The organism is Lentzea sp. NPDC058450, assembly GCF_042721395.1.
Lineage (GTDB): Bacteria > Actinomycetota > Actinomycetes > Mycobacteriales > Pseudonocardiaceae > Lentzea.
The window spans coordinates 74,693-97,265 of sequence record NZ_JBHXLO010000038.1 but is presented as its reverse complement, the minus strand read 5'-3'; the positions used below and the strand labels follow the sequence as shown (position 1 = coordinate 97,265).

Annotated in this window: 18 protein-coding genes, 1 tRNA gene and 1 pseudogene; 9 read left to right on the top strand and 11 right to left on the bottom strand. The window is 66.5% G+C overall.

Annotated features, from left to right (window positions below; all coding sequences use genetic code 11):
* Window positions 1-47 precede the first annotated feature (47 nt).
* A complete protein-coding gene (gene trxA / locus ACFWNN_RS39395; protein WP_382445067.1) occupies window positions 48-368 on the bottom strand; it encodes a thioredoxin in 321 nt (106 codons plus the stop codon).
* Window positions 369-382: 14 nt separating this feature from the next.
* Complete coding sequence (locus tag ACFWNN_RS39390) at window positions 383-2,107, bottom strand: cytochrome c biogenesis protein DipZ (protein WP_382445066.1); 1,725 nt, start codon at window positions 2,105-2,107, stop codon at window positions 383-385.
* 273 nt (window positions 2,108-2,380) lie between these two features.
* Here ACFWNN_RS39390 and ACFWNN_RS39385 point away from each other — a divergent pair, with 273 nt between their 5' ends.
* Window positions 2,381-3,031 (top strand): fasciclin domain-containing protein, encoded by a 651-nt coding sequence (locus tag ACFWNN_RS39385; RefSeq protein ID WP_382445065.1) that lies wholly within the window; start codon window positions 2,381-2,383, stop codon window positions 3,029-3,031.
* A gap of 62 nt (window positions 3,032-3,093) precedes the next feature.
* Here the strand turns inward: ACFWNN_RS39385 and ACFWNN_RS39380 are convergent, their stop codons facing one another.
* From ACFWNN_RS39380 to ACFWNN_RS39370, 3 genes are all read right to left on the bottom strand, one after another.
* Entirely contained in the window at window positions 3,094-3,480 is a 387-nt protein-coding gene (locus ACFWNN_RS39380; RefSeq protein ID WP_382445064.1) for an NAD-binding protein, read from the bottom strand.
* 45 nt (window positions 3,481-3,525) lie between these two features.
* Entirely contained in the window at window positions 3,526-4,257 is a 732-nt protein-coding gene (locus tag ACFWNN_RS39375; RefSeq protein ID WP_382445063.1) for an anti-sigma factor domain-containing protein, read from the bottom strand.
* Between the two features lie 325 nt (window positions 4,258-4,582).
* Window positions 4,583-5,032 (bottom strand): DUF4383 domain-containing protein, encoded by a 450-nt coding sequence (locus ACFWNN_RS39370; RefSeq protein ID WP_382445062.1) that lies wholly within the window; start codon window positions 5,030-5,032, stop codon window positions 4,583-4,585.
* 345 nt (window positions 5,033-5,377) lie between these two features.
* On the opposite strand from ACFWNN_RS39370, the gene ACFWNN_RS39365 reads away from it, so the two are divergent.
* From ACFWNN_RS39365 to ACFWNN_RS39350, 4 genes are all read left to right on the top strand, one after another.
* A complete protein-coding gene (locus ACFWNN_RS39365) occupies window positions 5,378-5,707 on the top strand; it encodes a hypothetical protein (RefSeq protein WP_382445061.1) in 330 nt (109 codons plus the stop codon).
* Window positions 5,708-6,222: 515 nt separating this feature from the next.
* Entirely contained in the window at window positions 6,223-6,996 is a 774-nt protein-coding gene (locus tag ACFWNN_RS39360; RefSeq protein ID WP_382445060.1) for a hypothetical protein, read from the top strand.
* A gap of 60 nt (window positions 6,997-7,056) precedes the next feature.
* A complete protein-coding gene (locus ACFWNN_RS39355; protein WP_382445059.1) occupies window positions 7,057-8,601 on the top strand; it encodes a hypothetical protein in 1,545 nt (514 codons plus the stop codon).
* A 188-nt stretch (window positions 8,602-8,789) separates the two neighbouring features.
* Window positions 8,790-9,653, top strand: coding sequence for a hypothetical protein (locus ACFWNN_RS39350; protein ID WP_382445058.1), 864 nt, complete (start codon window positions 8,790-8,792; stop codon window positions 9,651-9,653).
* 93 nt (window positions 9,654-9,746) lie between these two features.
* Here ACFWNN_RS39350 and ACFWNN_RS39345 read toward each other — a convergent pair whose 3' ends face one another.
* Window positions 9,747-10,073, bottom strand: a complete 327-nt coding sequence (locus ACFWNN_RS39345) for a hypothetical protein (RefSeq protein ID WP_382445057.1) — start codon at window positions 10,071-10,073, stop codon at window positions 9,747-9,749.
* An 85-nt stretch (window positions 10,074-10,158) separates the two neighbouring features.
* Here ACFWNN_RS39345 and ACFWNN_RS39340 point away from each other — a divergent pair, with 85 nt between their 5' ends.
* Complete coding sequence (locus tag ACFWNN_RS39340) at window positions 10,159-10,572, top strand: hypothetical protein (protein ID WP_382445056.1); 414 nt, start codon at window positions 10,159-10,161, stop codon at window positions 10,570-10,572.
* Window positions 10,573-10,787: 215 nt separating this feature from the next.
* Here ACFWNN_RS39340 and ACFWNN_RS39335 read toward each other — a convergent pair whose 3' ends face one another.
* Complete coding sequence (locus tag ACFWNN_RS39335) at window positions 10,788-11,030, bottom strand: helix-turn-helix domain-containing protein (protein ID WP_382445055.1); 243 nt, start codon at window positions 11,028-11,030, stop codon at window positions 10,788-10,790.
* A gap of 183 nt (window positions 11,031-11,213) precedes the next feature.
* A complete protein-coding gene (locus tag ACFWNN_RS39330; protein ID WP_382445054.1) occupies window positions 11,214-12,104 on the bottom strand; it encodes a hypothetical protein in 891 nt (296 codons plus the stop codon).
* Between ACFWNN_RS39330 and ACFWNN_RS39325 the strand changes: the two are divergent.
* Window positions 12,099-12,383, top strand: a pseudogene (locus ACFWNN_RS39325) (recombinase family protein); the annotation flags it as partial. The gene ACFWNN_RS39330 and the pseudogene ACFWNN_RS39325 sit on opposite strands and share 6 nt — an antisense overlap.
* A gap of 832 nt (window positions 12,384-13,215) precedes the next feature.
* Here the strand turns inward: ACFWNN_RS39325 and ACFWNN_RS39320 are convergent.
* A tRNA-Arg gene (locus tag ACFWNN_RS39320) sits at window positions 13,216-13,290 on the bottom strand.
* A gap of 150 nt (window positions 13,291-13,440) precedes the next feature.
* Between ACFWNN_RS39320 and ACFWNN_RS39315 the strand changes: the two genes are divergently transcribed.
* The gene (locus tag ACFWNN_RS39315) at window positions 13,441-14,349 is read left to right on the top strand and encodes a cation diffusion facilitator family transporter (RefSeq protein ID WP_382445053.1); all 909 of its coding nucleotides are present in this window, start codon (window positions 13,441-13,443) and stop codon (window positions 14,347-14,349) included.
* A 263-nt stretch (window positions 14,350-14,612) separates the two neighbouring features.
* On the opposite strand, the gene ACFWNN_RS39310 is transcribed toward ACFWNN_RS39315, so the two are convergent.
* Window positions 14,613-18,845 carry a GH92 family glycosyl hydrolase gene (locus tag ACFWNN_RS39310; protein ID WP_382445052.1) on the bottom strand — a complete coding sequence of 1,411 codons (4,233 nt, stop codon included), beginning with the start codon at window positions 18,843-18,845 and terminating at the stop codon, window positions 14,613-14,615.
* A gap of 189 nt (window positions 18,846-19,034) precedes the next feature.
* On the opposite strand from ACFWNN_RS39310, the gene ACFWNN_RS39305 reads away from it, so the two are divergent.
* Window positions 19,035-20,162 carry an ROK family protein gene (locus tag ACFWNN_RS39305; RefSeq protein WP_382445073.1) on the top strand — a complete coding sequence of 376 codons (1,128 nt, stop codon included), beginning with the start codon at window positions 19,035-19,037 and terminating at the stop codon, window positions 20,160-20,162.
* Between the two features lie 219 nt (window positions 20,163-20,381).
* Here ACFWNN_RS39305 and ACFWNN_RS39300 read toward each other — a convergent pair whose 3' ends face one another.
* Entirely contained in the window at window positions 20,382-22,253 is a 1,872-nt protein-coding gene (locus ACFWNN_RS39300; protein WP_382445051.1) for an acyl-CoA dehydrogenase family protein, read from the bottom strand.
* Window positions 22,254-22,573: the final 320 nt, after the last annotated feature.

Below are 22,573 nucleotides of genomic sequence, written 5' to 3'. Positions count from 1 at the left end.
CCCCAGAGGCCTGGTGGCCGCCGGGGTCGCGTCGTCTCTGCTGGTGTTCAGAGCCAGGTGGACAGCGCCTTGACGATGTCCGCGCGCTTGCGGGGCGCGGTGAGGGTGGCGACGGGTTCGCCGCCGGAGAACAGCATGAGCGTGGGGATGCTGAGGACTTGGTAGCGGACGGCGATGTCGGGGTTCGCGTCGATGTCGACCTTCACCACCGTGATCTTGTCCTGGTGTTCCTCGGCGAGGTCGGTGACAACCGGGCTGAGCTGCTTGCACGGGCCGCACCAGGGTGCCCAGAAGTCGACCAGGACGGGCCTGTCGGAGCCCAGCGCGTCGGTGTCGAAGGAGTCGGTGGTCACGTCGGTGAGGGTCATGATGCGGTTCCTGATCATCCGAAGGTGAAGGAGAAAGCCTGGACGCCGGAGCTGACGGTCGCGGTGAGCGAGCCGCTCTGGATCGCCTGCGTGGCAACGAGTTGGTAGGAGTTGGGTGTGCCGTCGACCTCGATGGTCTTCGTCTCCTCGTTGTTCTGGATGGTCACGGTTCCCTTGCCGGACAGGACCATCCGGACTTCCTTGGCGCGGTAGTTGAGCTTGATCTGCCCGGAGTCACCGGTGGGAGTGATGAACTGGGTGTCGAGCTTCCAGCCGCCGTTGAGCGCGAAGGAGTCCGCGCCCTGGTTTTCCGGGAACTGGAAGGACTTCTCGCCGCTGGTGTACTCCTCGGTGCCGGCGAAGTTCACGCGCTTGGTGGAGCCGAGGTAGGTCTCGCGCGTGATGTCCGCGACGACCGGGGTGTCGTCCTGCGTTTCGGTCGCCTGCGGGAGCTGGACTCCGGGCTTGGCGTCGCTCAGCAACTGCCGGATCAGCTTCTCGGTGGTCTGGTAGTCGCCTTCGCCGAACTTGATGTGCCGCACGGTGCCGGAGGCGTCGATCAGGTAGTGGGCGGGCCAGTAGCGGTTGCGGTAGTTGGTCCAGGTGCCGAGGTTGTTGTCCAGGGCGACCGGATAGGTGATGCCGAAGTTCTTGGTCGCGGCCTCGACGTTGGCGGGTTCCTTCTCGAATGCGTACTCGGGGGAGTGGACGCCGATGACCTGCAACCCCGCGTCGCGGTAGGCCTTGTCCCAGGCGACGACGTGCGGGATCGAGCGCTGGCAGTTGATGCAGGAGTACGCCCAGAAGTCGATCATCACGACCTTGCCCTGGAGCGCCTTCAGCTCCAGCGGCTGCGAGTTGACCCACTGCTGGATGCCGGTGATATCCGGTGCGGTGCCACAGCTTTCCAGCTCGGGGGCACCGTCGGAGCACTTGTCGAGATCCTTGTTCTGATCGTTGACCAGACCGCCCAGGTTGAGCGCCTTCTTGACCTGCTCGGAGTTGTTCACCTTGTCCTGCAACGAAGCCGTGTAGTCGGGGATGGCGCGCTGCAGCAGCTGCGGCAGGTTGAACACCAGCCCGATCGCGAGCGCGATCATCACGACGCCCGCGGTGATGCGGATGCCGCGCTGGCGCTTTCGGAAGGCTTGCACGCGTTCGGCGACGCGACGGCCGGCGAGGGCGAAGATGAGCAACGGGATCGCGGCGCCGACCGCGAACGTGAGAGTGAGGACGACGGTCTCGGTGCCGATCCGGCCGGTGGACCCCGCCACGGTGATCGCGGCCAGCACAGGCCCGGCGCACGGCACGTAGACCGCGCCCAAGGCGAGGCCGAGGGTGAACCCGCCGCGGCTCGCGTCCGGGTTGCGCTGCGGGATCCAGGTGAACGGCTTCTCCAGCAACTGCTCGAACCGCGGCACGATCAGCCCGATACCGATCAGGACCAGCACGACGATGCCGGCGTAGCGCAGCACGTCCTGCGGCAGGTTCAGCACGGTCAGCAGCAGCGAGCCGAACAGCGTGACGAGGCTGAAGCTGACCACGAGTCCGGCGATGACGAGGTAGGGCCGGGCTCGTGACGCTGGTTTGGTCGCCACCGCCACCCCGGAGCCGGAGTCCGTCGTGCGGGCGCTCTGCGTGCCGCCGGAGAAGAAGATGACGGGCAGGACGGGCAGGATGCACGGCGAGATACCGGTGACCAGGCCGCCGATCAGACCGATCAGTGCGAGGGTCAACATGGGAAGCCCAACTGAGTTGGTGAAATTGCTCTGTACCAGTGCTTCGACGCTGCGCTTGCTGCGGATTGCCCGCGCGGACGAGGCTCTGGGCATCCCACGATCGGGTGAAGTTGATCGTCGACTGTGGACAGAACTCTCCGTCGGAACTTTTGTCCTGGTCACGTGCGATTCGCGGATTCGTTGGTAACAGGTCGATAACCCGACCCATCCGATCCCGGAGCGGTGCCGAATCACCAGCATCAACAGGCCAAACCCTCTTGGAGATGTCTCGTCATGAACCAGACCGTCCGCAACACCGTCCTGGCCGTCGGCGCCGTCTCGCTCGCCCTGTTCGGCGCGGCGTGCGGCTCGTCTGACACGGCCAGCAGCGGCAGCTCCTCCACCGCCGCCGCCCCCACCACGACCGCCTCGTCCGCGGCCGCGATGGACCCGGCGCGCGACCTCGTCGGCCCCGGCTGTGCCGACTACGCGAAGCAGGTCCCGTCCGGCGCCGGCTCGGTCTCGGGCATGGCCGCTGACCCGGTCGCCGTCGCCGCGTCGAACAACCCGCTGCTCAAGACCCTGGTCGACGCCGTCTCCGGCAAGCTCAACCCGAAGGTCAACCTGGTCTCGACGCTCAACGGCGCCGAGTTCACCGTCTTCGCACCGGTGGACTCCGCCTTCGCGAAGATCGACGCCGCGACGATCGAGAAGCTCAAGACCGACGACGCGCTGCTGACCAAGATCCTCACCTACCACGTCGTCCCCGGCCAGATCTCCCCGGACAAGATCGTGGGCGACCAGAAGACCGTCGAGACCGGCACGGTCAAGGTGTCCGGCACCAAGGACGCGCTGAAGGTCAACGACGCCAACGTGATCTGCGGCGGCGTGCACACCGCCAACGCCACCGTGTACCTGATCGACTCGGTGCTGCTCCCCGCCTGACATCTCCAGGGGTAGTCGTACCGCGACTCCGAGGACCGCACTGTGTTGCGGTTCTCGGAGTTTTACGTTTCACGGCCTGATGGTCTGTTGTGGACGGTCACGGTCCCGTCAGACTCGAAGATCAGGTGGTTCGCCGGTTCGCGGATGACGACCACGATCACGGTGTCGGGATTCACCGGCCGCACGGCTCTGGTGATCATGAACGCGTTGAGGTCGTCGGGGACCGCGATGATGACCCGATCGGCGAGGTCGGCGGCGGCGTCGTCGAGCGCACATCTGTCCCGCCCGTCACCGACCACGGCGGTGGCGCCGTTCGCGGTCGCCTCGGCGACGGCGAGGTAATCGGTGTCGAGGACTGTCAACCGCGCGTCCGGCTGCGAGGCCAGGACCGCGTTCACGGCGGCACGGCCGGCGTCGCCGTACCCGATGACGAGAATGTGATCGGTCACGACCAGGCATTCGGCGCCCGCCGCGAGCCGGATTGGCTGTCGAGGTCAGTGCAGGACGATGGTGACGACCGGAGCACCCGTCGGGCTCGGCGATCCACCCGCCGGTTCGACGGTGAGGATGATCTCGTCGGCCTCGCTCATCCCGTTCAACAGCAGCGACGTCACTTCGCTGCCCGGAAGCGCCACCCCTGCCGACGCCGGTCCGCGCGAGCCGACCCGCCACAGCTGGTAGACCCGGCCTGGTGGCAACGCTCTCAGATCGCTCGCCAGGAAGAGCATCTCGTCGCGCGAAGCCGAGACTGCCGCGGTGCCTGCCTGATTCGGCGCGGTGATGAGCCTCAGGTCAGGCGCCGCCAGCAGGTCCCCGATCCTGGTGTGCACCGGAGCTCCCGTCGGCCCGACTCCAGGGCTGGTCAGCGAGTTGTGCACGCCGGCCACCGCCAGTGCTGTCAGGCACGCGGCTCCGATGAGCGTCGCGGCCCGCCTGAAGCCCTGCCGACGGGAGAGGCTGGGCCTAGTCTCGACGTCCGGCGGAATCTGGTGCACGAACCGGATCGCGTCGAGAACCGCCGGTCGTAGAGCTGTCGGGGAGTCGTGGTCGACAGCGGCACCGAGGAGTGCTGCCGTCTCGATGAGCCCCGCTGTTTCGTCCACACAGGACTGACACGTGGTCAGGTGATCCTGAAACCGGGCATGCTCGGCGTCAGGCAAGGAATCGAGCGCATAGGCACCGGTTGGCAGGTGCGGGTTGATCGCACGTGGCGTTCCCGGGTTCACGTCGGTGCTTCGATGCGAACGGACGAATGGATTGCTGTGCAACGGAAGCGAACCAACCAAGAACTCGGAGCATGACAAGTGGCCGTCGAGTCACCATGTTGGCGGCTGGTGCTGGGAAAGCGCATTGGTATGGCGTTGAGCCGGCCGTCGCCAGGTAGTCGCTCCATCGGGTGGAAAGGAGTGTTCGGCTGATCCAGAGCCACCAAGTCGTGCGGATGTCGAGTCCGTGGATCCGCCAGATGCGGTTCAGCCGGCTCGGGACGGCGCCGCGCAGGTCCCTGTGCGTCTGCCGATTCAACGTCAGACGCACAGGGACGAGAGACTTCTACTTCGTACGGCCGGTGAGCAGGCCGAGGGTGACCATGCCGACGCCGAGGCCCAGGTGCAGCCAGTTGTCGGCGGTGTTGACGGGTACGAAGTTCGCCGCGCTGTCGTGGTCGATCACGATTCCGTAGAGCCACAGCACGAGGTAGATCGCGCCGCCGCCGATCAGGTAGATCGCGGCCCTGCGGGCGTTGCCCGCCATCAGCAGCCCGGCGACACCGAACGCGATGTGTACGACGTTGTGCAGCACGGAAACCGCGAACACGCCGAGCAGCAGTGCGCCTTCGTGATGGCCCGCGACGGAGAGTTGGTCGTAGTTGGTGGTGACGCCTGGGATGAAGCCGAGCATGCCGACGAGCAGGAACACCGCGCCGACCGCCGCTGCGAGCAGTTGGACCGGCCTGTGGGTCGTGCCCTGGCGACCCGAACGCGAGGAACGTGTTGGAGTCAATGGACTCACCTCCGAGAACCTGACGCGCATCTGATATGGGTAATTCGGAACGCGCCTGTTCACGGATTGGTGATCACAGCTGTCTTGTCCGCCTGAACTTGTGGGCCGTCAAGGATGTGACCTGCGGTCCACGAGGTAGGTGCGAACGAACTTCAGGTTTTTTGGTTCGGACCTTGTTCGAGGATTGTCCTGCCTCAGAGCCGCTCGGGGGCCTGAATCCAACGCGCCGACCGTCCGCGAGGATCTGAAATGACGCGTGCTGACTACACCCGATCGATCCGCGTAAGGACACCGTGAGGGGGTAGCCGTTGATTTGTTCGGGTGTGCAATTCAAGGAGGGGACCGATGGGCGTTCTTGAGGTACGGATACCCCAGCAGGTAGCGCGCGGGCTGACGACCCAGGTGCTGGTCGCAGACCGGACCATCATTGTCGGGCTGGCGGGTCGGCTGACCGGATCCGATGCCGCCGGACTGGTGGACACGCTCGCCGAAGCCCTCGAATTGTGCTGTGGCGTCGTGGTCGTGGACGTGACCGCGTGCCGTTGCACCGGCGACGCAGTCGTCACCGCCATTCGCGACGCGGCTCAACGAGCCCGGCAGGCACGCTGTGACGTGCGAGTTGTCACTGCGGATGGCGAGATCGCGATCGCGTTGGACACGGCGACGATCAGCTGAACCACGCGGACGTGAACTCGTCGCGTTCGTGACGAGCGGCAGGGTGCTGTGGTGCGGCCAGCGGTGCAGCGTGGCGGCCATGACGCACACACTCTGCGCACAGACTTGTGACTGCGGACCTGAACGTGTGCTTACCGGCTGTGAGCCGGTCGATCAGCGCGCGGGGTGGTCGACCAGGACCCAGCTGCCCTGACCGGAGAAGCGGAAGCGAGCGAAGCGCGCTGCTCGCTGGACTCGCCAGCGGTCCGCAAAGTAGCCGCGAACCACCCTCAGGAATCCCGTGGACGGGGTAACTCTGTGTTGTATTTGCGGGAAATCCAGTGTCGCAAAGTAGTTGGAAATGAAGGTTTCAAAATTCATTGAGTTGTTGAGCTGCGACAACAAAACTTCTTCCACTTTCGAGTGAACCGCTCCCGATGGGGCGCCGAATGCATGGATGTACAGGTGCTCAGACGAGGAAAGGGGGTGATTTCGTGAGATTGACCTGTTCGACAACTGTTCGACGGGCGCTGGGCGTGACCGGGTTCCTGATCGGGTTCGGTCTGCTCTCCGCTGGAGTGGCGAGCGCTGATGACGGCGACTCGCCTGGCCTGCTGGGTGGAGTCGGTTCGCTGCTGTCCCCGGTGGCTGACGCGGTGGCACCGGTGACGCGACAAGTGGAGCCGGTGACCAAGGGCGTCGCGACCGTGGCGGATCCGGTGCTGAAGCCGGTTCTGAAAGCCGCCGAGCCGGTGACCCGGCCGGTGCTGGCGCCGCTGGAGCCCGTCGTCGACTCCGTCGTGCGGCCTCTGGGGCCGGTGCTGGAGCCTCTCCAGCCCGTCACCGCGCCGTTGCTCGCCCCCGTGGCGGACACGGTGCAGGACGTCCCGGTGGTGCCGCGGATCACGGAACCGTTGGTAGCACAGCGATCCGCTCCTGCTGACAGCGTTCCGCCGGCCGCCGAGCCGGTGGTTCCGCAGGTGCCGCAAGCGCCGGTCATCGCGCCGGACGCCCGCGTCGTGGCGCTGCCGGAGAAGCCCGCAACGGCGTTTTCCCCGCTGTTGCAGCAGATTTCCGCACCTGATGTGGCGCCACCGATCGAGGCGCCGCGCTCGCCGTCACCCGACGTGCCGTTCGCTTTGCCCGGCACGATGGGATCGGCGTCGTCGAGTGGATCGACGAGTCTCACCGTCGCGGACCTCCCGGCAGGACCGGGAGCTCATCCGGCGAGTGACTCCCTCGTGGTGGTGGCAGATCACCAGGTCCACGGGTCGTGGTGTTACTACTACGGCCGCAACCATCCCAGTTGAACAGCCCTGTCCACCAAGCCGACAGATCACCAAGCTTGATCGACAGGGAAGGTTCGGCAAATGCACAAGTACGTGCGACGCGGCCTGATGGCCGCGGTGTTCTCGGGAGGGTTCCTGCTCGCAGGAACGGCAATGGCAAGCGCTGACACGGGTGGCAACGGCCTCCTGGGTGGCGTGGGCGACGTCGTGCACTCGGTCGTGAACGGTGGCAACGGCGGTAACTCGGGCAACGGCGGCAACGCCTCCAGCTCGAACAACGCGCAGTCCGGTAACTCGGGTAACTCCGGGAACTCCGGTTCGACCGGTGGCAACAGCGCCTACGGCCTGTGTGTGCTGGCCGAGTGCCACACCAACGTGAGCTCGGGTGACTCCGGGAACACGGGTGCGACCGGCTCCACCGGCGACGCCTCCAACCACAGCAACACGGCGGGCGGCAACTCTGGTGCGGCGGGCAACGGCGGCGACGCCACCGCGGTCGGCCGGACGCAGAACGCGAACGCCAATGCTGGCAACGGCGGCAACTCGGGCAACGGCGGCAACGCCACGAGCTCGAACAACGCGCAGTCCGGTAACTCGGGTAACTCCGGGAACTCCGGTTCGACCGGTGGCAACAGCGCCACGAACCTGTGCGTGCTGGCCGAGTGCCACACCAACGTCAGCTCGGGCGACTCGGGCGACACCGGTGCAACGGGTTCGACCGGCGACGCCACCAACCACAGCAACACGGTGGGCGGCAAGTCCGGTGCCGCAGGCGACGGCGGCGACGCGGCCGTCATGACCAAGGACCAGAAGTGGGGCCACCACAGCAAGAACGGCTCCACCGAGGCCACCGCGGGTGACGGCGGCAACTCGGGCAACGGCGGCAACGCCACCAGCTCGAACGACGCCACGACCGGTAACTCGGGCAACTCCGGGAACTCGGGCGACACCGGTGGCAACAAGGCCGTCGTCCGTTCGATTGGCTCGGAGCAGGGCCACGGCTGGAACCGCGACCGCTGGAACGGCACCAAGTCCTGGACCACGGTCACGTCGGGCGACTCCGGCGACACGGGTGCCACCGGCTCGACCGGTGACGCCTCGAACCACAGCTGGACGCAGGGCGGCAACTCCGGCCCGGCCGGCGACGGCGGCAACGCCTGGGCGATGACCGAACAGCGCAAGTCCTGGAACCACGGCGGCTGGAGCAAGCACAGCAGCAACGGCTCCACCGAGGCCACCGCGGGTGACGGCGGCAACTCGGGCAACGGCGGCAACGCCACCAGCTCGAACGACGCCACGACCGGTAACTCGGGCAACTCCGGGAACTCCGGTGACACCGGCGGCAACTCGGCCGTGGTGAAGACCGAGAACAAGAAGTGGAACGACCACCGCGGCGACAAGGGCCACGGCTGGAAGCACAAGGGCTGGAAGCACGACTGGAAGAACCACGGCACCAAGTCCTGGACCGAGGTCACCTCGGGCAACTCCGGTGACACCGGCGCCACTGGTCCGACCGGCGACGCGTCCAACCACAGCAACACGGTCGGTGGCCACTCCGGTCCGGCGGGCGACGGCGGCAACGCCAAGTCCTGGACCCACGGGAAGAAGCACTCCGTGAAGGCGTGACCATCAGGTGATCTAAAGGCGGGGCCGGCACCAGTCGGCCCCGCCTTTCGTCGCGAGAGAGCCCGTTTTTTGGCTGCGATCGATGAGCGGTGATCGAAACCTCAAGAGCCGGACGCTTCCTGTTGCTGCCAGCGCAGGCCTGCCCGGAGTAGCCGCTCGACAGTTATGTCGCAACGAAGACCCTCTGAGTGCTGATCGTTCGCGTGGAGTTCAAGGTCGGCGCAGAACCGACATGCGGAGTTGAACGAGTCGTTCCTCGCAGTGGCGTCGGCGATACTGCAGGAGTGGACGTACCTGAGCTGGTTGTGGGCGGGCTGGTGGGTGCGGTGTTCGGTGTCCTGGTCGGTGTGCCTGTCGGAGCTGTGCTCCGCCCACTTGTCGCGACATGGGAACGACGGGCCCGCAAAGGCTGGAACGAAGATCCAGTGCTCGTTCATGTGGAGCGTGACCGTTCGATCATCTGGGCTGGTCATCCCGACTGGATCGGCGACAGTGTCTACGTCGAGAACCGCCTACGGCTGAAGGGAACGCCTCCAGGCGACCGTGACGGGTGGGCGCACTGGGCGCGATCTCAAGGTGCGGTAGACGCTAGGCGCACCCACTTTCAGATTCGCCTCCAAGCAAAGGTCGAAGCTCTGGTCTGGATCGATAGCGTGAACGTCGAGGTTCACAGTCGACGCCCGGTAAGGCACGGAGCTGTGCTCGTGCGCGGAGTCGGTGGCGCATCGGTAACCCCACGTCAGTTCCGGATCGAGTTGGATCCTCAGGCGACGTCGCAGACTGTTCATTGGCTGGATGCGGGGGGACAACCAGGCACCTCACCGAGCTTGAAGATGTCGGCAGGCGACGGAGAGGTGTTCTACATCTGGGCTGAGGCTCGCGATGCTGTTCGTTTCGAGTGGATGATCGTGCTGAATCTCCTCGTCGAGGGCCGACGGGTTAGGCAGGTCATCGATGACGACGGCAGCCCGTTCGTCACGGTTGGAACTGGCGATCTACCGGAGTACTGGAACCCTGACGGTGACCAGTGGATCGGGCCGCAGCAGGTCTGAGTAGGAGGTGAAGAGTTCATCTCCCCCGCGTCTGCGGCGTCGTCGCCAAACGATTGTGTTGATGCCGAGAAGCGACCTCAGTTTGGGGGCGTATCAGTGCGGCTTCGTCTCGCTGAGCAGTCGCAGCACGTGGAACGGCACCAACTGGTCGACCAGGTACACCTTCTGCGGACGGCCGTCGGCGTAGCCGATCTCGTAGTTCACGACTCCGTACCAGTCACCATCGATGCTGGGGAAGCGGCCATGCAGTCGGCCGTGCACCTCGCCGGTCATGTCCAACCCGGTCTCGATCACATGTCGGGGTGTCCCAGCGACGCGGGCGAACAGACGGTCCAGCCGGACCCCTACGCTGGTGAGCACGACTCGCCGGCCGTGGACGTCATCGCCGTCCCAGCGGGTGTGCGGGCTCTTAAGCGTCATGTTCGCCTGCCGTGGGCAACATCCGGTCCGAGCCGCCGGTCTGATCGGTCGGGTCGGGCTGGTTCTGACCGCGCTCCGGACCTCAGTGAGGCGCTCGCCGGGGCCGGACCACGACTCGGACGAGTCCGCTCTGGCCGAGCTCACCGCTGCACTTCGTTGCTGCGAACCACTCGTGCGCCAAGGCGCGTACGTCGTTGTCGTCGCGCGACCGAAGCGGCGGTCGGACGGCACCCTTGTGGACCTGGCCAGCCGGCTCGATGCGGTCGGCACGGCGGCTGGGCTGACGCTGGTCGACAGGTGTGTCGCGCTCACCGCGGAGCTGCGCGGTGAGCGCCTGCGCACCCGAGCATCTCTCGCCGAACGTCGAAGGTCTGCCAACTCGCGGGCGTCGCTCGTGGCCCACGACGAGGTGTTCGTCTTCCAGCTCGCGAACGACGCCGAACTCGCAGTCGAGGCGGTCTGCGACGTCGACGCTCGCGTCTGGGGACGAGCGGCATGACTGCACGCTCTCGCTGCCGTGAGCCCAGGGCCTGTCCGCCGTCGGTGTTCCCGATTGTGGACAAACCTGTGGACAAGTTGCGGCTAGAGGAAGAACTTCGCCGAGTTGACCGCGTCCGACCGGTCCGAACGGGTATGCCAGGTGACGACGATGTGGTCGGGACTGCCCATCGACCTGGACAGGACCAACACGCCTGCGGCGGTGGTGCGGTCCAGTCACGTACTCGTGGGCCCCGGAGCGTCCACGCCGAACAGTTCGTTCGGCGTGCAACTCAACGCCGTGCACAGGGCTTGCAGTGTCTCCCACTTCACCTGGCTCGGCTGGTGGTTGAGCAGAGCGGACATCGACGCGGAGGAGATCTCGAAGCCGGCGCGCTCCTGCAACAGGCGAATCAGGTCCGCGCCCTTCCAGATCTCGCGCGAAGCCATGACCTGCCGGAGCTGCCAGCGGATCTGCACTCCCTCACGCCCTTCGTTGCGAGCCGTTCGCGCCCGCGTGGAGCGCCGTCGTGTTCACGGCAGTTTCTCCGATCGCGGACGTCGAGCCGTGGGCGCGGTGGGGTGTGTCGCCGCCAAGCACGTACTCCCTCTAGGCGAAAGCTGCGAAGGCGAGGCAATGACTTGGATATGAAGGTGATACCTTCAGTTTCGAGATCGACGTGCGGGCATCGTGATGGCTGAGCCGTCACGGGAGTTCCCGAGCAGTGCCTCGCCGATCAGGTTCGAGTTCGAGATCCGGCTGGCGGACGAGCGTGAGGTTTCAGCGCTTCGCCGCGAGCAGTTACGAGTTCTGCGGGAGGTGGCTGCGTGGGTAGCCCAGCAGCGATCCAAGAGTGGGCGGGGCCGCGACGAGTAGATCGCGAGCACCCGCTGTCGGGTCCCGCGGTCCGTGCTGACAACGGGCTCATCCGTGTTGCCTTCGCCGCTCGAACGTCCACGTACGACCAGCAGGACCCGACGCTCTCGATCCTGCGGCAGCTCAACGGGTGTCACCGCGCCCTGCCGGACAACGCGGTCATCGTCGCGCACTTCTACGACATCGAGTCGGGCCGGAAGGACCTCGCCGCGCGCGGCCAAAGTCGAGCGCACGAGATGTTCGAGATCCCGGTCCCGCGCGACGGTGGCATCCACGACCTGCTTGAGGAAGCCGCTCGGCCGGACCGCCGGTTCGACGTCGTCATCTGCGAGGAGATCGGGCGGGTCGGCCGGCGGGCGTACATCTCCAACGAGATCGAGCGTCGCCTTGAGCAGCTCGGCGTGCGGCTGATCGCGGCCGACGAACCGTTCCAGCTCGGTGACGTCGGTCGCCGGGCGAAGACCGCGACGCAGGTGCTGACTCGGCGCGTCAAGCAGGGCGTCACCGAGTGGTACGTGCTGGAGATGCTCGAAAAGAGCTGGGACGGGTTCGAGACCCACACCCAGCAGGGCTACAACGTCGGCAAGGCCTGCTACGGCTTCCGGGCCGATCCCGTGCCCCACCCGGTCCCGGCCAAGCGGGCCAAGGGCATTAAGAAGACCCGGCTGCTGATGCATCCGATCGAGGGGCCTTGCGTCCAGCGGCAGTTCCAGTGGCGCACGACCGAGCGGCTGGGTTACCAGGCCATCGCGGATCGGCTCAACGAGGACCTCGTGCTCAACCCGCCGCCGACTCCGGTCGAGCCGGACCGGGCGGTCGGGTTCTGGACGTACTCCAGCGTGCGGGACATCCTGACGAACCCGAAGTACACCGGGCACATGGTCTGGAACCGCCGGGCGCGCAAGGGTGCGGGTAAGAACAAGGTCAACCCGGTCTCCGAGTGGGTCTGGTCGGTCGAGCCCACGCACGAGGCGCTCATCAGCCTGGAGACGTTCGTCCAGGCGCAGCAGGTGTCGGCTCGGCGCGAACGGTCGCGGACGAAGCCGGGCCTGAACCCCGCTCCGGAGTCGAAGCGGGTCTATCGCCTGCGGAGCTACACGTCCTGCGTGCACTGCCATCGGCGGCTGTTCGGCAACGCCAACCACGCCGGGACCGTCTACTACGGCTGCCAGCCCAAGAAGGCGTACCGGCCCGACGGGCACCCGCCGATGTTCCGCGTACGTGAGGACGAGCTGCTGATCGGCGTCAACAAGTTCTTGGCGCATGAAGTCTTCGGCCCGTACCGCCGCAGCCTGTTCGCCGCGGGCCGAGCCGACCAGGAGCAGACCGCCACGAAGGAACGTGCGGACCGGATTGCGGCGATCGAGCGGGCGCTCCGTGAGAACCGAAGCAGGTCGACCAACCTGCTTCGCACCCTGGAGGTCGCCGCTGACGTGACCGACGAGTTCGTGCGGGACGTGAACAACCGGCGCGTCGAACTCCAGGCCGAACGGACCCGGCTGGAGGAGCAGCTGGAAGCCATCGAGGTCCAGGTTCGTGAGGCTGTGAACCCGGAGCTGCTCGACTTCCTGCCTATCGCGGGGGTCGACCTCGACCTGTTGACCGACGAGGTGTCGCGACCGCTGTTCGAGGCGTTTCGGCTAGAGATCCACTACGACTACGAGACGAGGACTGCCGTGTGTCGCATCACCCTGACCGGGGACACGGTCCTAGCAGCAGAAAGGGCCGCAACCGAGGCGGTTGCGGCCCTTCCGAAGCAACGCTCTGCTCAAATTGAGCAGGTCTGCGTGGTGCCCCCGGCAGGATTCGAACCTGCGCTCCCGCCTCCGGAGGGCGGTGCTCTATCCCCTGAGCTACGGGGGCCGTAGCTACGTGGAAGATCCTAGCGCACAACCGCCACCCCGTTTCACACCTACCCCCTCAGGCGTCCGGCGCGTGGCGTCCGTCACGTGGCCGCCCGGTCGGGAATACCTCGGATTGCACTCATGCGCATATCGCTATATGTTCCGAGGCATGGGTCACGGCCACGGGCATGGGCACGGATCGGCGAGCGGTCAGCACGCCGGCAAGTTGTGGATCGCGTTCGGGATCGGCGCGGTCTTCATGGTGGTGGAGTTCGTCGTGGGGTTCGCGACGTCCTCGCTGGCGTTGATCTCCGACGCCGCCCACATGCTGACCGACGTGCTCGGGGTGGGCATGGCGCTCGCCGCCATCATGGTCGCGCGGCGGGCCAAGGCCGGGAAGAACCGCACGTTCGGGTTCTACCGCGCCGAAGTGCTGGCCGCGCTGGCCAACGCCGTGTTGCTCTTCGGAGTGGCCGGGTACGTGATCTACGAGGCCGTCGGGCGGTTCCAGGACCCGCCGTCGGTGGCCGGGTGGCCCGTTCTCATCGCGGCGACGCTGGGGCTCGGGGCGAACCTCGTCAGCTTCAGCGTGCTCAGGGAAGGCGCGAAGGAGAGCATCAACGTCAAGGGTGCTTATCTCGAGGTGCTGGCTGACCTGATCGGGTCGGTCGGGGTGCTCTTGTCGGCCCTCGTCACGATCACGACCGGGTGGAAGTACGCGGACCCGATCATGGGTGTGCTGATCGGCATCTGGGTGTTGCCGCGGACCTACGGGCTCGCGAAGAACGCTCTGCACATCCTGTTCCAGCACGCGCCCGAGCGGTTGGACGTGACGGAGATGCAGGTCGCGCTGACGGAGATCGAAGGTGTCACCGAGGCGCACGACCTGCACGTGTGGACGCTCACCAGTGGCATGGAGGTGTGCTCGGCGCACCTCGCCACGGCGGAGAACGCCGATCACGAGAACGTGTTGAAGGCCGCTCAGGTGTTGCTGGCGACCAAGTACCGCATCGAGCACGCCACGTTGCAGGTGGAGGGCGGCTCGTCAGCGCAGCGGTGCCGGGAGCTGAGCTGGTGACGCGGGCAGGTCGCGGATTCCGTCCTTAGTGGACTGCGTGCCCGTTCGTGACGGAACGAGCGGGCTGCGGGGCAACGGCACGGTCACCCACGCGCGGCCTCGTTCGAACGGCACCACAACAGCCTCCCCGGTCCCCGCGCACAAAACTCCCAAGATCTCATCGGAGTATGTCTGAAAGGGATAGATCCTTTCAGGTGAACGGGAAAGGCCGCGTTCCGTGACGGAACGCGGCCTTCCGAACGAGCATCAGGAGCAGTTGGGCGTTACAGCCCAGTGCACTGTCCTGCCTTCGGACCCTTCACGTCGTTCGCGAAGCCGTTGTTCGACGGCGCCGGGGTGTTGCCCGTGCAGGACAACGGTCCGCCGACCGACGAGGCCGCCACGACTGACCTGGTCTTGTTCCCCGTCAGTGACACAGGGCCACCGACGGTGGTGTTCTCCAGGGCCACCTCGGTCGCGGAGGCGTTGACCGACACCGGACCGCCGACCTTCGTGCCGACGAGCACCACCGAGGCCGCGCTCGACGCCGACAGCGGGCCCTTGATCTCGCCGCCGAAGACGTAGAGCGTGGCGCCACTGGCAACGGTCACCGGACCGTTGATCGTCGCACCGTCCACATAGGTCACGCCCTTGACCTGCAGCGGACCGCTGACCGTGCCGGTCACCGTGGTGGCGGGGGCCGCCAGCGGCTTCGACAGCAGCTCGAACTCGGACAGCGTCACGTCGCCGGAGAACTCCAGCCGGTAGAAGTTGTACCGGCCAGGCGACGCGATCTTGAACGAGCGCGTGTACTGCTGCCACTGGAAGTTCTCACCGGACCGCTTGTCGACCGTCGACCACGTCTTGCCGTCGTAGGAACCCTTGAGCTCCCACGCGGAGGGCGACGTGCCCGTCTTGCCGTTGGTCAACGTGTAGAACTCCGCCTTCTCCTTCACGTCCGAAGGCTTGAAGTCGAAGGACTTCACCACCGCGGACGTCCCGGAGTTGTTGTCCACCAGAGCAGCGGTGGACACGCCGGCAGCGACGTCGCGCAACGGCGTCGGAACCGCGTTGCCGGTGGTGATCGAGTCCGGCACGTCGTTGGCGCCCGTACCCCACGCGGAGGGCTTGGAGCCCATGTCGAAGTCGATCGTCGCACCGGCCGAGAGCAGGTCGTGCGGCAGCGACGTCTTGTTCCACGCCTTGCCGTTGACCTTCACGCCCTGCACGTAGATGTTCTTCGCGTTGTTCTTCGGCGCGTTGATGACGAGCTTCTTGCCGTTCTCCAGGTTCACGGTCGCCTTGGTGAACAGCGGCGAACCGATCGCGTAGGCCGGCTTGCCCATCTGCAACGGGTAGAAGCCGAGCGCCGAGAAGAGGTACCAGGCCGACATCTCGCCGTTGTCCTCGTCACCCGCGTAGCCCTGGCCCTCCTGGGAGCCCACGTACAGGCGCGACAGGATCTCGCGCACCTTCTCCTGGGTGCCCGAGGGCTTGCCCGCGTAGTTGTACATGTAGGCGATGTGGTGCGACGGCTGGTTGGAGTGGCCGTACTGGCCCATCCGCACGTCCCGCGCCTCGACCATCTCGTGGATCACGCCGCCGTAGCCGCCGGGGAACTTCGCGGTCTCGGGCAGGGTGAAGAACGAGTCCAGCTTCTGGGCGAGCTTGTCCCGTCCGCCGTACAGGTTCGCGAGACCCTGTCCGTCGTGCGGCACCGTGAACGCCATGTTCCAGCCGTTGGTCTCGGTGTAGTCGTACCGCCAGTCCTGCGGGTTGTACTTCGTCGGGTCCTCGACGCGCCACGAACCGTCGGTGTTGCGGCCCTGGAAGAAGTCGATCCGCTTGTCGAACGTCAGCACGTAGTTCTGGGCGCGGTTGATGAAGTACTCGTACTCGTCGGCGTACCGCTTCTCGCCCGTCTTCTCGTGCAGGGCCTTCGCCATCGACGCGATGCCGAAGTCGTTGAGGTAGCCCTCGATCGCCCACGACCACGCCTCGTGCAGCTGGTCGTTGGCGGTCCAGCCGAGGAAGACCGACCGGTCCATGCCCTTGCGGCCGACGTTGTTGCTCGGCGGCACGACGGACGCGTTCTTCACCGCGGCGTCGTACGCAGCCTTGATGTCGAAGTTCGAGACGCCCTTCAGGTAAGCGTCAGCGAACGCCACGTCGGAGCTCGTGCCGGTCATCAGGTCCGCGTAACCGGGAGAGGACCAGCGCGAGATCCAGCCGCCGTCCTTGTACTGCTGGACGAAGCCCTCGGCCATCTCGCCCGCCTTGGTGGGCGTGAACAACGAGTAGGCGGGCCAGGTCGTGCGGTAGGTGTCCCAGAACCCGTTGTTGACGTAGACCTTGCCGTCGACGATCTTCGCGCCCGTCTTCGTGGGCGTGTCCTGGCCGACCGGGGGCGCCACCGGGGACGCGTACTGGATCTTGCCGCCGACGTTCTCGTAGCCCGAGTTCGGGTACAGGTAGAGGCGGTACAGGTTGGAGTACAGCGTGATCAGCTGGTCCTCCGACGCGCCCTCGACCGAGATGATGCCGAGGACCTTGTCCCACGCGGCCTGCGCCTTGTCGCGCACCGAGTCGAACGTGTCCGAGCCGGAGACCTCCTGCTCCAGGTTCGACTTCGCCTGGTCGACGGAGATCAGCGAGGTGGCGATCCGCAGCTCGACGGTCTTGTCGCCGAACGAGAAGTAGCCACCCACGTTGTCGCGGCCCGCGCCGGTGAGCCGGCCGCTCGCCGTGACCGCCTTGTCGACCTTGCCGTAGACGAACAGGCGGGTCGCGCCGGTGGAGAGGCCGCTCTTGACGTCCGAGTAGCCCGTCACGACACCGTTGGCGGCGTCGAGGGTGACCCCGCCGTTGTTGTTCACGTTGTCGAACACGAGGTTCTTCTGGGCCCCGTCGTTGAACGTGAACCGGAAGACCGCCGCGTGGTCCGTCGGCGCGATCTCGGTCTTCATGCCGTTCTCGAAGGTCACGCCGTAGTAGTGCGCCTTCGCGACCTCGTTGTCGTGCTTGAACGGCAACGCCCGCAGCGCGCGGTCCTGCGTCGGCGCCTTGTCCGACGGCATGACCTGGAACGTCTGCCGGTCACCCATCCACGGGCTGGGCTCGTGCGAGGTCGTGAACGCCTGCAACGTCGGCAGGTTCTGCGCGTTGTTGCGCTGCGCGTACTCGTACAGCCAGCTCTGCGAACCCGCGTTGGTCATCGGGGTCCAGAAGTTGAAGCCGTGCGGCACCGCCGTCGCCGGGAAGTTGTTGCCCCGCGAGAAGGAACCGTTCGAGTTCGTGCCACGCGTGGTCAGCACGTAGTCGGAAGGCTTCGCGTACTGCTTCACGACGACGTCGCCGATGCGGATGTCGTCGTACCAGGCGGCGACGTCCGTCGGACCCTTCGGGCCGTCGTAGGCGACCAGGATCCGCTTGATCGTCTTGCCGGCGGCGACCGCGCCGATCGTGGACGCGACCTTGTTCCACTGGTTGGTGTAGAGGAACTTGCCGGCGCCCTGACCCTGCGGCGACAGCGTCGCGCCGTGCTGGTCGACGGCCTTGAGGTCGCTCAGGTACGTGCCGTCGGAGAACGCGAGGTCCACCGACGAGTACGTGCTCGGGTAGTTCAGGTTGTCGGTGATGAACTCCGGGAAGATCATGTACGACAGCTCGGTCTTGGCGCTGACGGGCACGTCGACGTCGAAGACCTTGTTGTAGCTGTACGCCCGGCCCTCGACCGTGTGCCTGCCCTGGGTGCGGAACGCCTTGACGCCCGTCCACCCGGCCCGCGACTTGGCCGTGTAACCGCCCGTGGGGCCGTTGCCGACGACGCTGCGCATGTTGGGTGCCGGCGGGTTGGTGGAGCCGTCGGACAGCTGCACCTCGGCGAGCTGCACGATGTTCGTGGAGCCGTTGTTCAGCGTGACGTCCAGCTTGTAGTGCTGGAACGACTGCGGCGCCGCGATCTCGTAGGTCTTGGTCTGGAAGCGCTCGGGGAACGTCTCACCGGCGCGGGTGTCGAGCACCGTCCAGTCGGTTCCGTTGGCCGAGCCCTGCAGGGTCCAGTTCTTCGGGTCGCGCTCGGGGGAGTCGTTGGCCGACGAGAGCGCGTACTTCTTGATCGTGCGGGCCTCGCCGAACCTGAACGTCGCCCAGCCGGTGGTGGCGAAGACGAGCCACTTGGTGTTGACGCTGCCGTCGACGAGGTTCTCCTTCACCTCGCCCGACTCCGCGTACTCGCCGTTGGCCTTGACCTCGACGACCTTGTCCGAGACGTTGCCGGGGATGCCCGAGCCGTCCGATCCGATCACACCCGAGGCCTTCGGGTTGCCGGACGCGTCGGTCTCGACGGTGTTCGACCACGAAGGCTGTGGCTGACCGTCCTCAAAGGACGACGAAAAACCCACTCCTGGCTCCTCTGGTGCGGCGGCCGCATAGCCGTTGGTGACGCCGCTCACCAGTGTCGCAGTAATCGCAACGCTCAACAGGGTTGTAGTTCGTCTCTTGCGCAGGTGCCTCATTGCAACCCTTCCGCCCGCCTGCCCCATGTGCCAGGGAGCGTTTCTGCACGTGACATCGTTGTCAAGGGACAAGACGGGAATTGTCGTGCAACCTGTCCTCTCCACAGTTGCGGGTATTGCGGGGCGATCAAGATCTAGAATCGGCCGGTGAGCGACCGCAAGCCGCCAGAGGTGGGTACACCAGCGGGCATGCGCGTGCTCAACCAACGCGCTGTGCTCGACCTGTTGCGCCGTCTGGGTGCCGCCACCCGCCCGCAGATCGCCAAGGACACGGGCCTGTCCAAACCGACCGTCGGCCAGGCTCTGGTCGATCTCGAACGGCACGGACTGGTGCGCCCGATCGGCCGCACGACGGCGGGTCCTGGCAGGTCGGCGATGGTCTACGAGCCCAACCCCACGGCCGGGTACGTGCTGGGCGTCGACATCGGCCGCGAACGGATCCGGGCGGCGCTGGCCGACCTGGGCGGGTCCGTCGTGGCGCGCGTGGACGAACGCAACCGCAGCCGCTCGGCCGCTGCCCTCGTGCGGACCGTCACGGACCTCGCGACACGCACCGCGGCCGACGCTGGGATCGCTCTCACGGACGCCGTGGTGAAGGTGATCGGCAGCCCCGGCGTGATCGACCGGCGGACGCGCGCCGTGCGGCACGCGCCGCAGCTGCCCGGCTGGGAGTCCGCCGGCGTGCTGGACGGGCTGGAGGCTTCACTCGGGCCGGTGATGCTCGTGGAGAACGACGCGAACCTAGCCGCGTTGGGGGAGCACGTGTACGGCGCCGCCCGCGACGCGCGGGTGTTCGTGTGCGCGACGGTCGGGACCGGCGTCGGCATGGGGATCGTGGTGGACGGCGTGCTGTTCCGCGGCGCGCACGGGGCGGCGGGCGAGGTCGGCTTCCTGCCGTTCGGACAGTCCGGTTCGGACGTCCGACGTGGACAGTTCGAGGGCGCGACTTCGGCCGGTTCCGTTGTGGCGGCGGCACGGGAGCGCGGGCTGACCGCGCGCACGGCCCGTGAGGTGTTCTCGCAGGCGCGGTCCGGTGATGCGGTGGCGCTGGAGGTCGTGCGGCTGGAGGCGGAGCGGATCGCGTTCCTGGTGGCCGCCGTGACCGCGGTGATCGACCCGGAGCTGGTGGTGCTGGGTGGCGGCGTCGGCTCGAACGTCGACCTGCTGCTGGAGCCGATGGAGGCCGCGTTGCGCACGATGACGCCGTTGGCGCCGCGGATCGTGGCGGGGTCGCTGGGTGACGGCGCGGTGCTCTCCGGGGCCATCGCGATGGGCCTGGAGGCCGCACGTGAATTGGTCTTCGAAGTTACTCTCTGAGAGTAGTTGAGCACCCCTCACCTGGTAGTTCACTCAATTGTCGTAACTGTTAACGGCGTTTTGTGGCTTAGCGTTACCGGCACCTCCACCTGGAGGGTTGTGTCCTTCCGTTGCAAGGGGAGTCGGTAGGGGGATGCGGGGGACGTAGCCCCCTACCGGCCGTGCACTGGGCAGGTGCCGCGCCCGCACCACCATCAGCCTGCCCAGTGCGCAACGGGGCTAACGCGGAGTCGGCCGGTGGACGTTCGCCGCCGTCGACTCGCGGTGGGTGGAGTCGGCGATCCAGCTGCCGGGGATGGACGTGTCGAGCACGCCCTGTTCCAGCCAGGTGTAGTCGCCCTTGAGCACCTGGGAGGCGAGCGCCTGGTCGCTGTCGTCGGTGTTCTTCCACAGCTTCTCGAACAGCTCGTCCACCCGGATCCGCGCCTGCTTGGCGAACGCGTCGGCGAGCGCCAGTGCGTTGGGGTTCTTGTCCTGCTGAGCGCGTACGCACGCGGCGGAGATCGCGAACAGTTCGGCGCCGATGTCCACGATCCGGCTGAGGAACCGCTGCTTGCGCTCCATCTTCCCCTGCCACCGCGACATGGCGTAGAACGTCTGCCGCGCCAGCTTGCGCGCGGACCGCTCGGTGAACCGCAGGTGCTTGGCGAGCGGCCCGAACTCCGTGTAGCCGACCGGAGTCTGGCCCTTGCCCACCGCGAGAGTGGGGAGCCATTTGGCGTAGAAGGCACCTGCTTTCGCCGCCGCCTTCATCTTGGCGTTGCGGTCGGCGTCGGGGTCGATGATGTCGCCGGCGACGCTGAGGTGGGCGTCCACCGCCTCCCGCGCGATCAGCAGGTGCATGATCTCGGTGGAGCCTTCGAAGATGCGGTTGATCCTGAGGTCCCGCAGAACCTGCTCGGCCGCGATGCCGCGTTCTCCGCGCGCAGCCTGGCTTTCCGCCGTCTCGTAGCCCCGGCCGCCGCGGATCTGGACCAGTTCGTCCGCCACCAGCCAGGCCTTCTCGGACGCGTAGAGCTTGGCCAGGGCCGCCTCGATGCGGATGTCGTGGCTGCCGGCGTCGGCCAGTTCCGAGCTCAGGTCCAGGACGGCCTCCAGCGCGTACGCCGTGCCGGCGATGTAGGCGATCTTGCCCGCGATGGCCTCGTGCTTGCCCACCGGCAAGCCCCACTGGATGCGTTCCGTCGACCACTCACGGGCGATCTTGAGGCACCACTTGGCACTGCCGGCGCAGAGGGCGGGGAGGCTCAGCCGGCCGGTGTTGAGGGTGGCGAGGGCGATCTTGAGGCCGGCGCCTTCCTTGCCGATCACGTTCTTCTTGGGGACCTTGACGTTGTGGAACCTGGTGACGCCGTTCTCCAGGCCTCGCAGGCCCATGAAGGCGTTGCGGTTCTCGACGGTGATGCCTTCCGCGTCGGCCTCCACGACGAACGCCGTGATGCCCTTGGTGGTTTGGGCCATCACCACGAGGAGGTCGGCCACCACGCCGTTGGTGGTCCAGAGCTTCACGCCGTTGAGGACGTAGTCGTCGCCGTCCTCGGTGGCGGTGGTGCCGAGCCTGGCCGGGTCGCTGCCCACGTCCGGTTCGGTGAGGAGGAAGGCGGTGATCTCGCCCTTGGCGCACCTGGGGAGGAACTCCTGCTTCTGCTCCTCGTTGCCGAACATGGCGATCGGCTGGGGGACGCCGATGGACTGGTGCGCTGAGAGCATCGCGCCGATGGCCGGGCTGGCTGAGCCGACGAGCATCAGGGCCTTGTTGTAGTAGACCTGGGTCAGGCCTATGCCGCCGTACTCCGGCTTGATCTTCATGCCGAACGCGCCGAGGGTCTTCAGGCCCTTGAGGACTTCGTCCGGGATCTGGGCGTCACGTTCGATGACGGTGTTGTCGATGTGCTGCTCGGTGAAGGTGCGGAGCTTGGCCAGGAAGGCTTCGCCTCGGTCGCGGTCTTCCTGGGAGCCGGTGGGGTGGGGGTGGATCAGGTCGATTCTGAGGTGGCCCAGGAAGAGTTCCTTGCCGAAGCTTGGCCGCTGCCAGCGGGTTTCCCGTGCTTGTTCGGCGACCTGCCTGGCCGCGCGCTCGTCGACGGTCATGGGTTACCTCCCAGTAGGTGTGACCTACGTTACTCGGAGGTAGGCGGTTGTCCATGGCCGGTTTGGGGGGTCGGGTCGCCCGGTGCGGTGGTTGCGTTCGGGGCAAAGACAACTGCGGACGAGCGTGGTTCAGTCATCGCCGCTGACGCGTCGATAGAGATTGGGGCTTGACTTCGGGGCCCTTGCGAGGCGCTCATCGGCCGGAAAAGGCCGGGCTGAAAAGCGCCCGGCCGAGCTCGAGAAGCTAGCACCTCGCACCCAAAGTCAAGCCCCAATCTCCAGCGTGCGTGGCTGAGTTTGTGCAGGCACGTCACCACACC

Bases quoted from the DNA above. Each gene is read 5' to 3' on its own strand.
- ACFWNN_RS39365 (WP_382445061.1), top strand. From the start codon at position 5,378: ATGGGCGTTCTTGAGGTACGGATACCCCAGCAGGTAGCGCGCGGGCTG.
- ACFWNN_RS39305 (WP_382445073.1), top strand. From the start codon at position 19,035: ATGCGCGTGCTCAACCAACGCGCTGTGCTCGACCTGTTGCGCCGTCTG.
- ACFWNN_RS39330 (WP_382445054.1), bottom strand. From the start codon at position 12,104: ATGCATCAGCAGCCGGGTCTTCTTAATGCCCTTGGCCCGCTTGGCCGG.
- ACFWNN_RS39385 (WP_382445065.1), top strand. From the start codon at position 2,381: ATGAACCAGACCGTCCGCAACACCGTCCTGGCCGTCGGCGCCGTCTCG.
- ACFWNN_RS39390 (WP_382445066.1), bottom strand. From the start codon at position 2,107: ATGTTGACCCTCGCACTGATCGGTCTGATCGGCGGCCTGGTCACCGGT.
- trxA (WP_382445067.1), bottom strand. From the start codon at position 368: ATGACCCTCACCGACGTGACCACCGACTCCTTCGACACCGACGCGCTG.
- ACFWNN_RS39315 (WP_382445053.1), top strand. From the start codon at position 13,441: ATGGGTCACGGCCACGGGCATGGGCACGGATCGGCGAGCGGTCAGCAC.
- ACFWNN_RS39355 (WP_382445059.1), top strand. From the start codon at position 7,057: ATGCACAAGTACGTGCGACGCGGCCTGATGGCCGCGGTGTTCTCGGGA.
- ACFWNN_RS39345 (WP_382445057.1), bottom strand. From the start codon at position 10,073: ATGACGCTTAAGAGCCCGCACACCCGCTGGGACGGCGATGACGTCCAC.
- ACFWNN_RS39310 (WP_382445052.1), bottom strand. From the start codon at position 18,845: ATGAGGCACCTGCGCAAGAGACGAACTACAACCCTGTTGAGCGTTGCG.
- ACFWNN_RS39300 (WP_382445051.1), bottom strand. From the start codon at position 22,253: ATGACCGTCGACGAGCGCGCGGCCAGGCAGGTCGCCGAACAAGCACGG.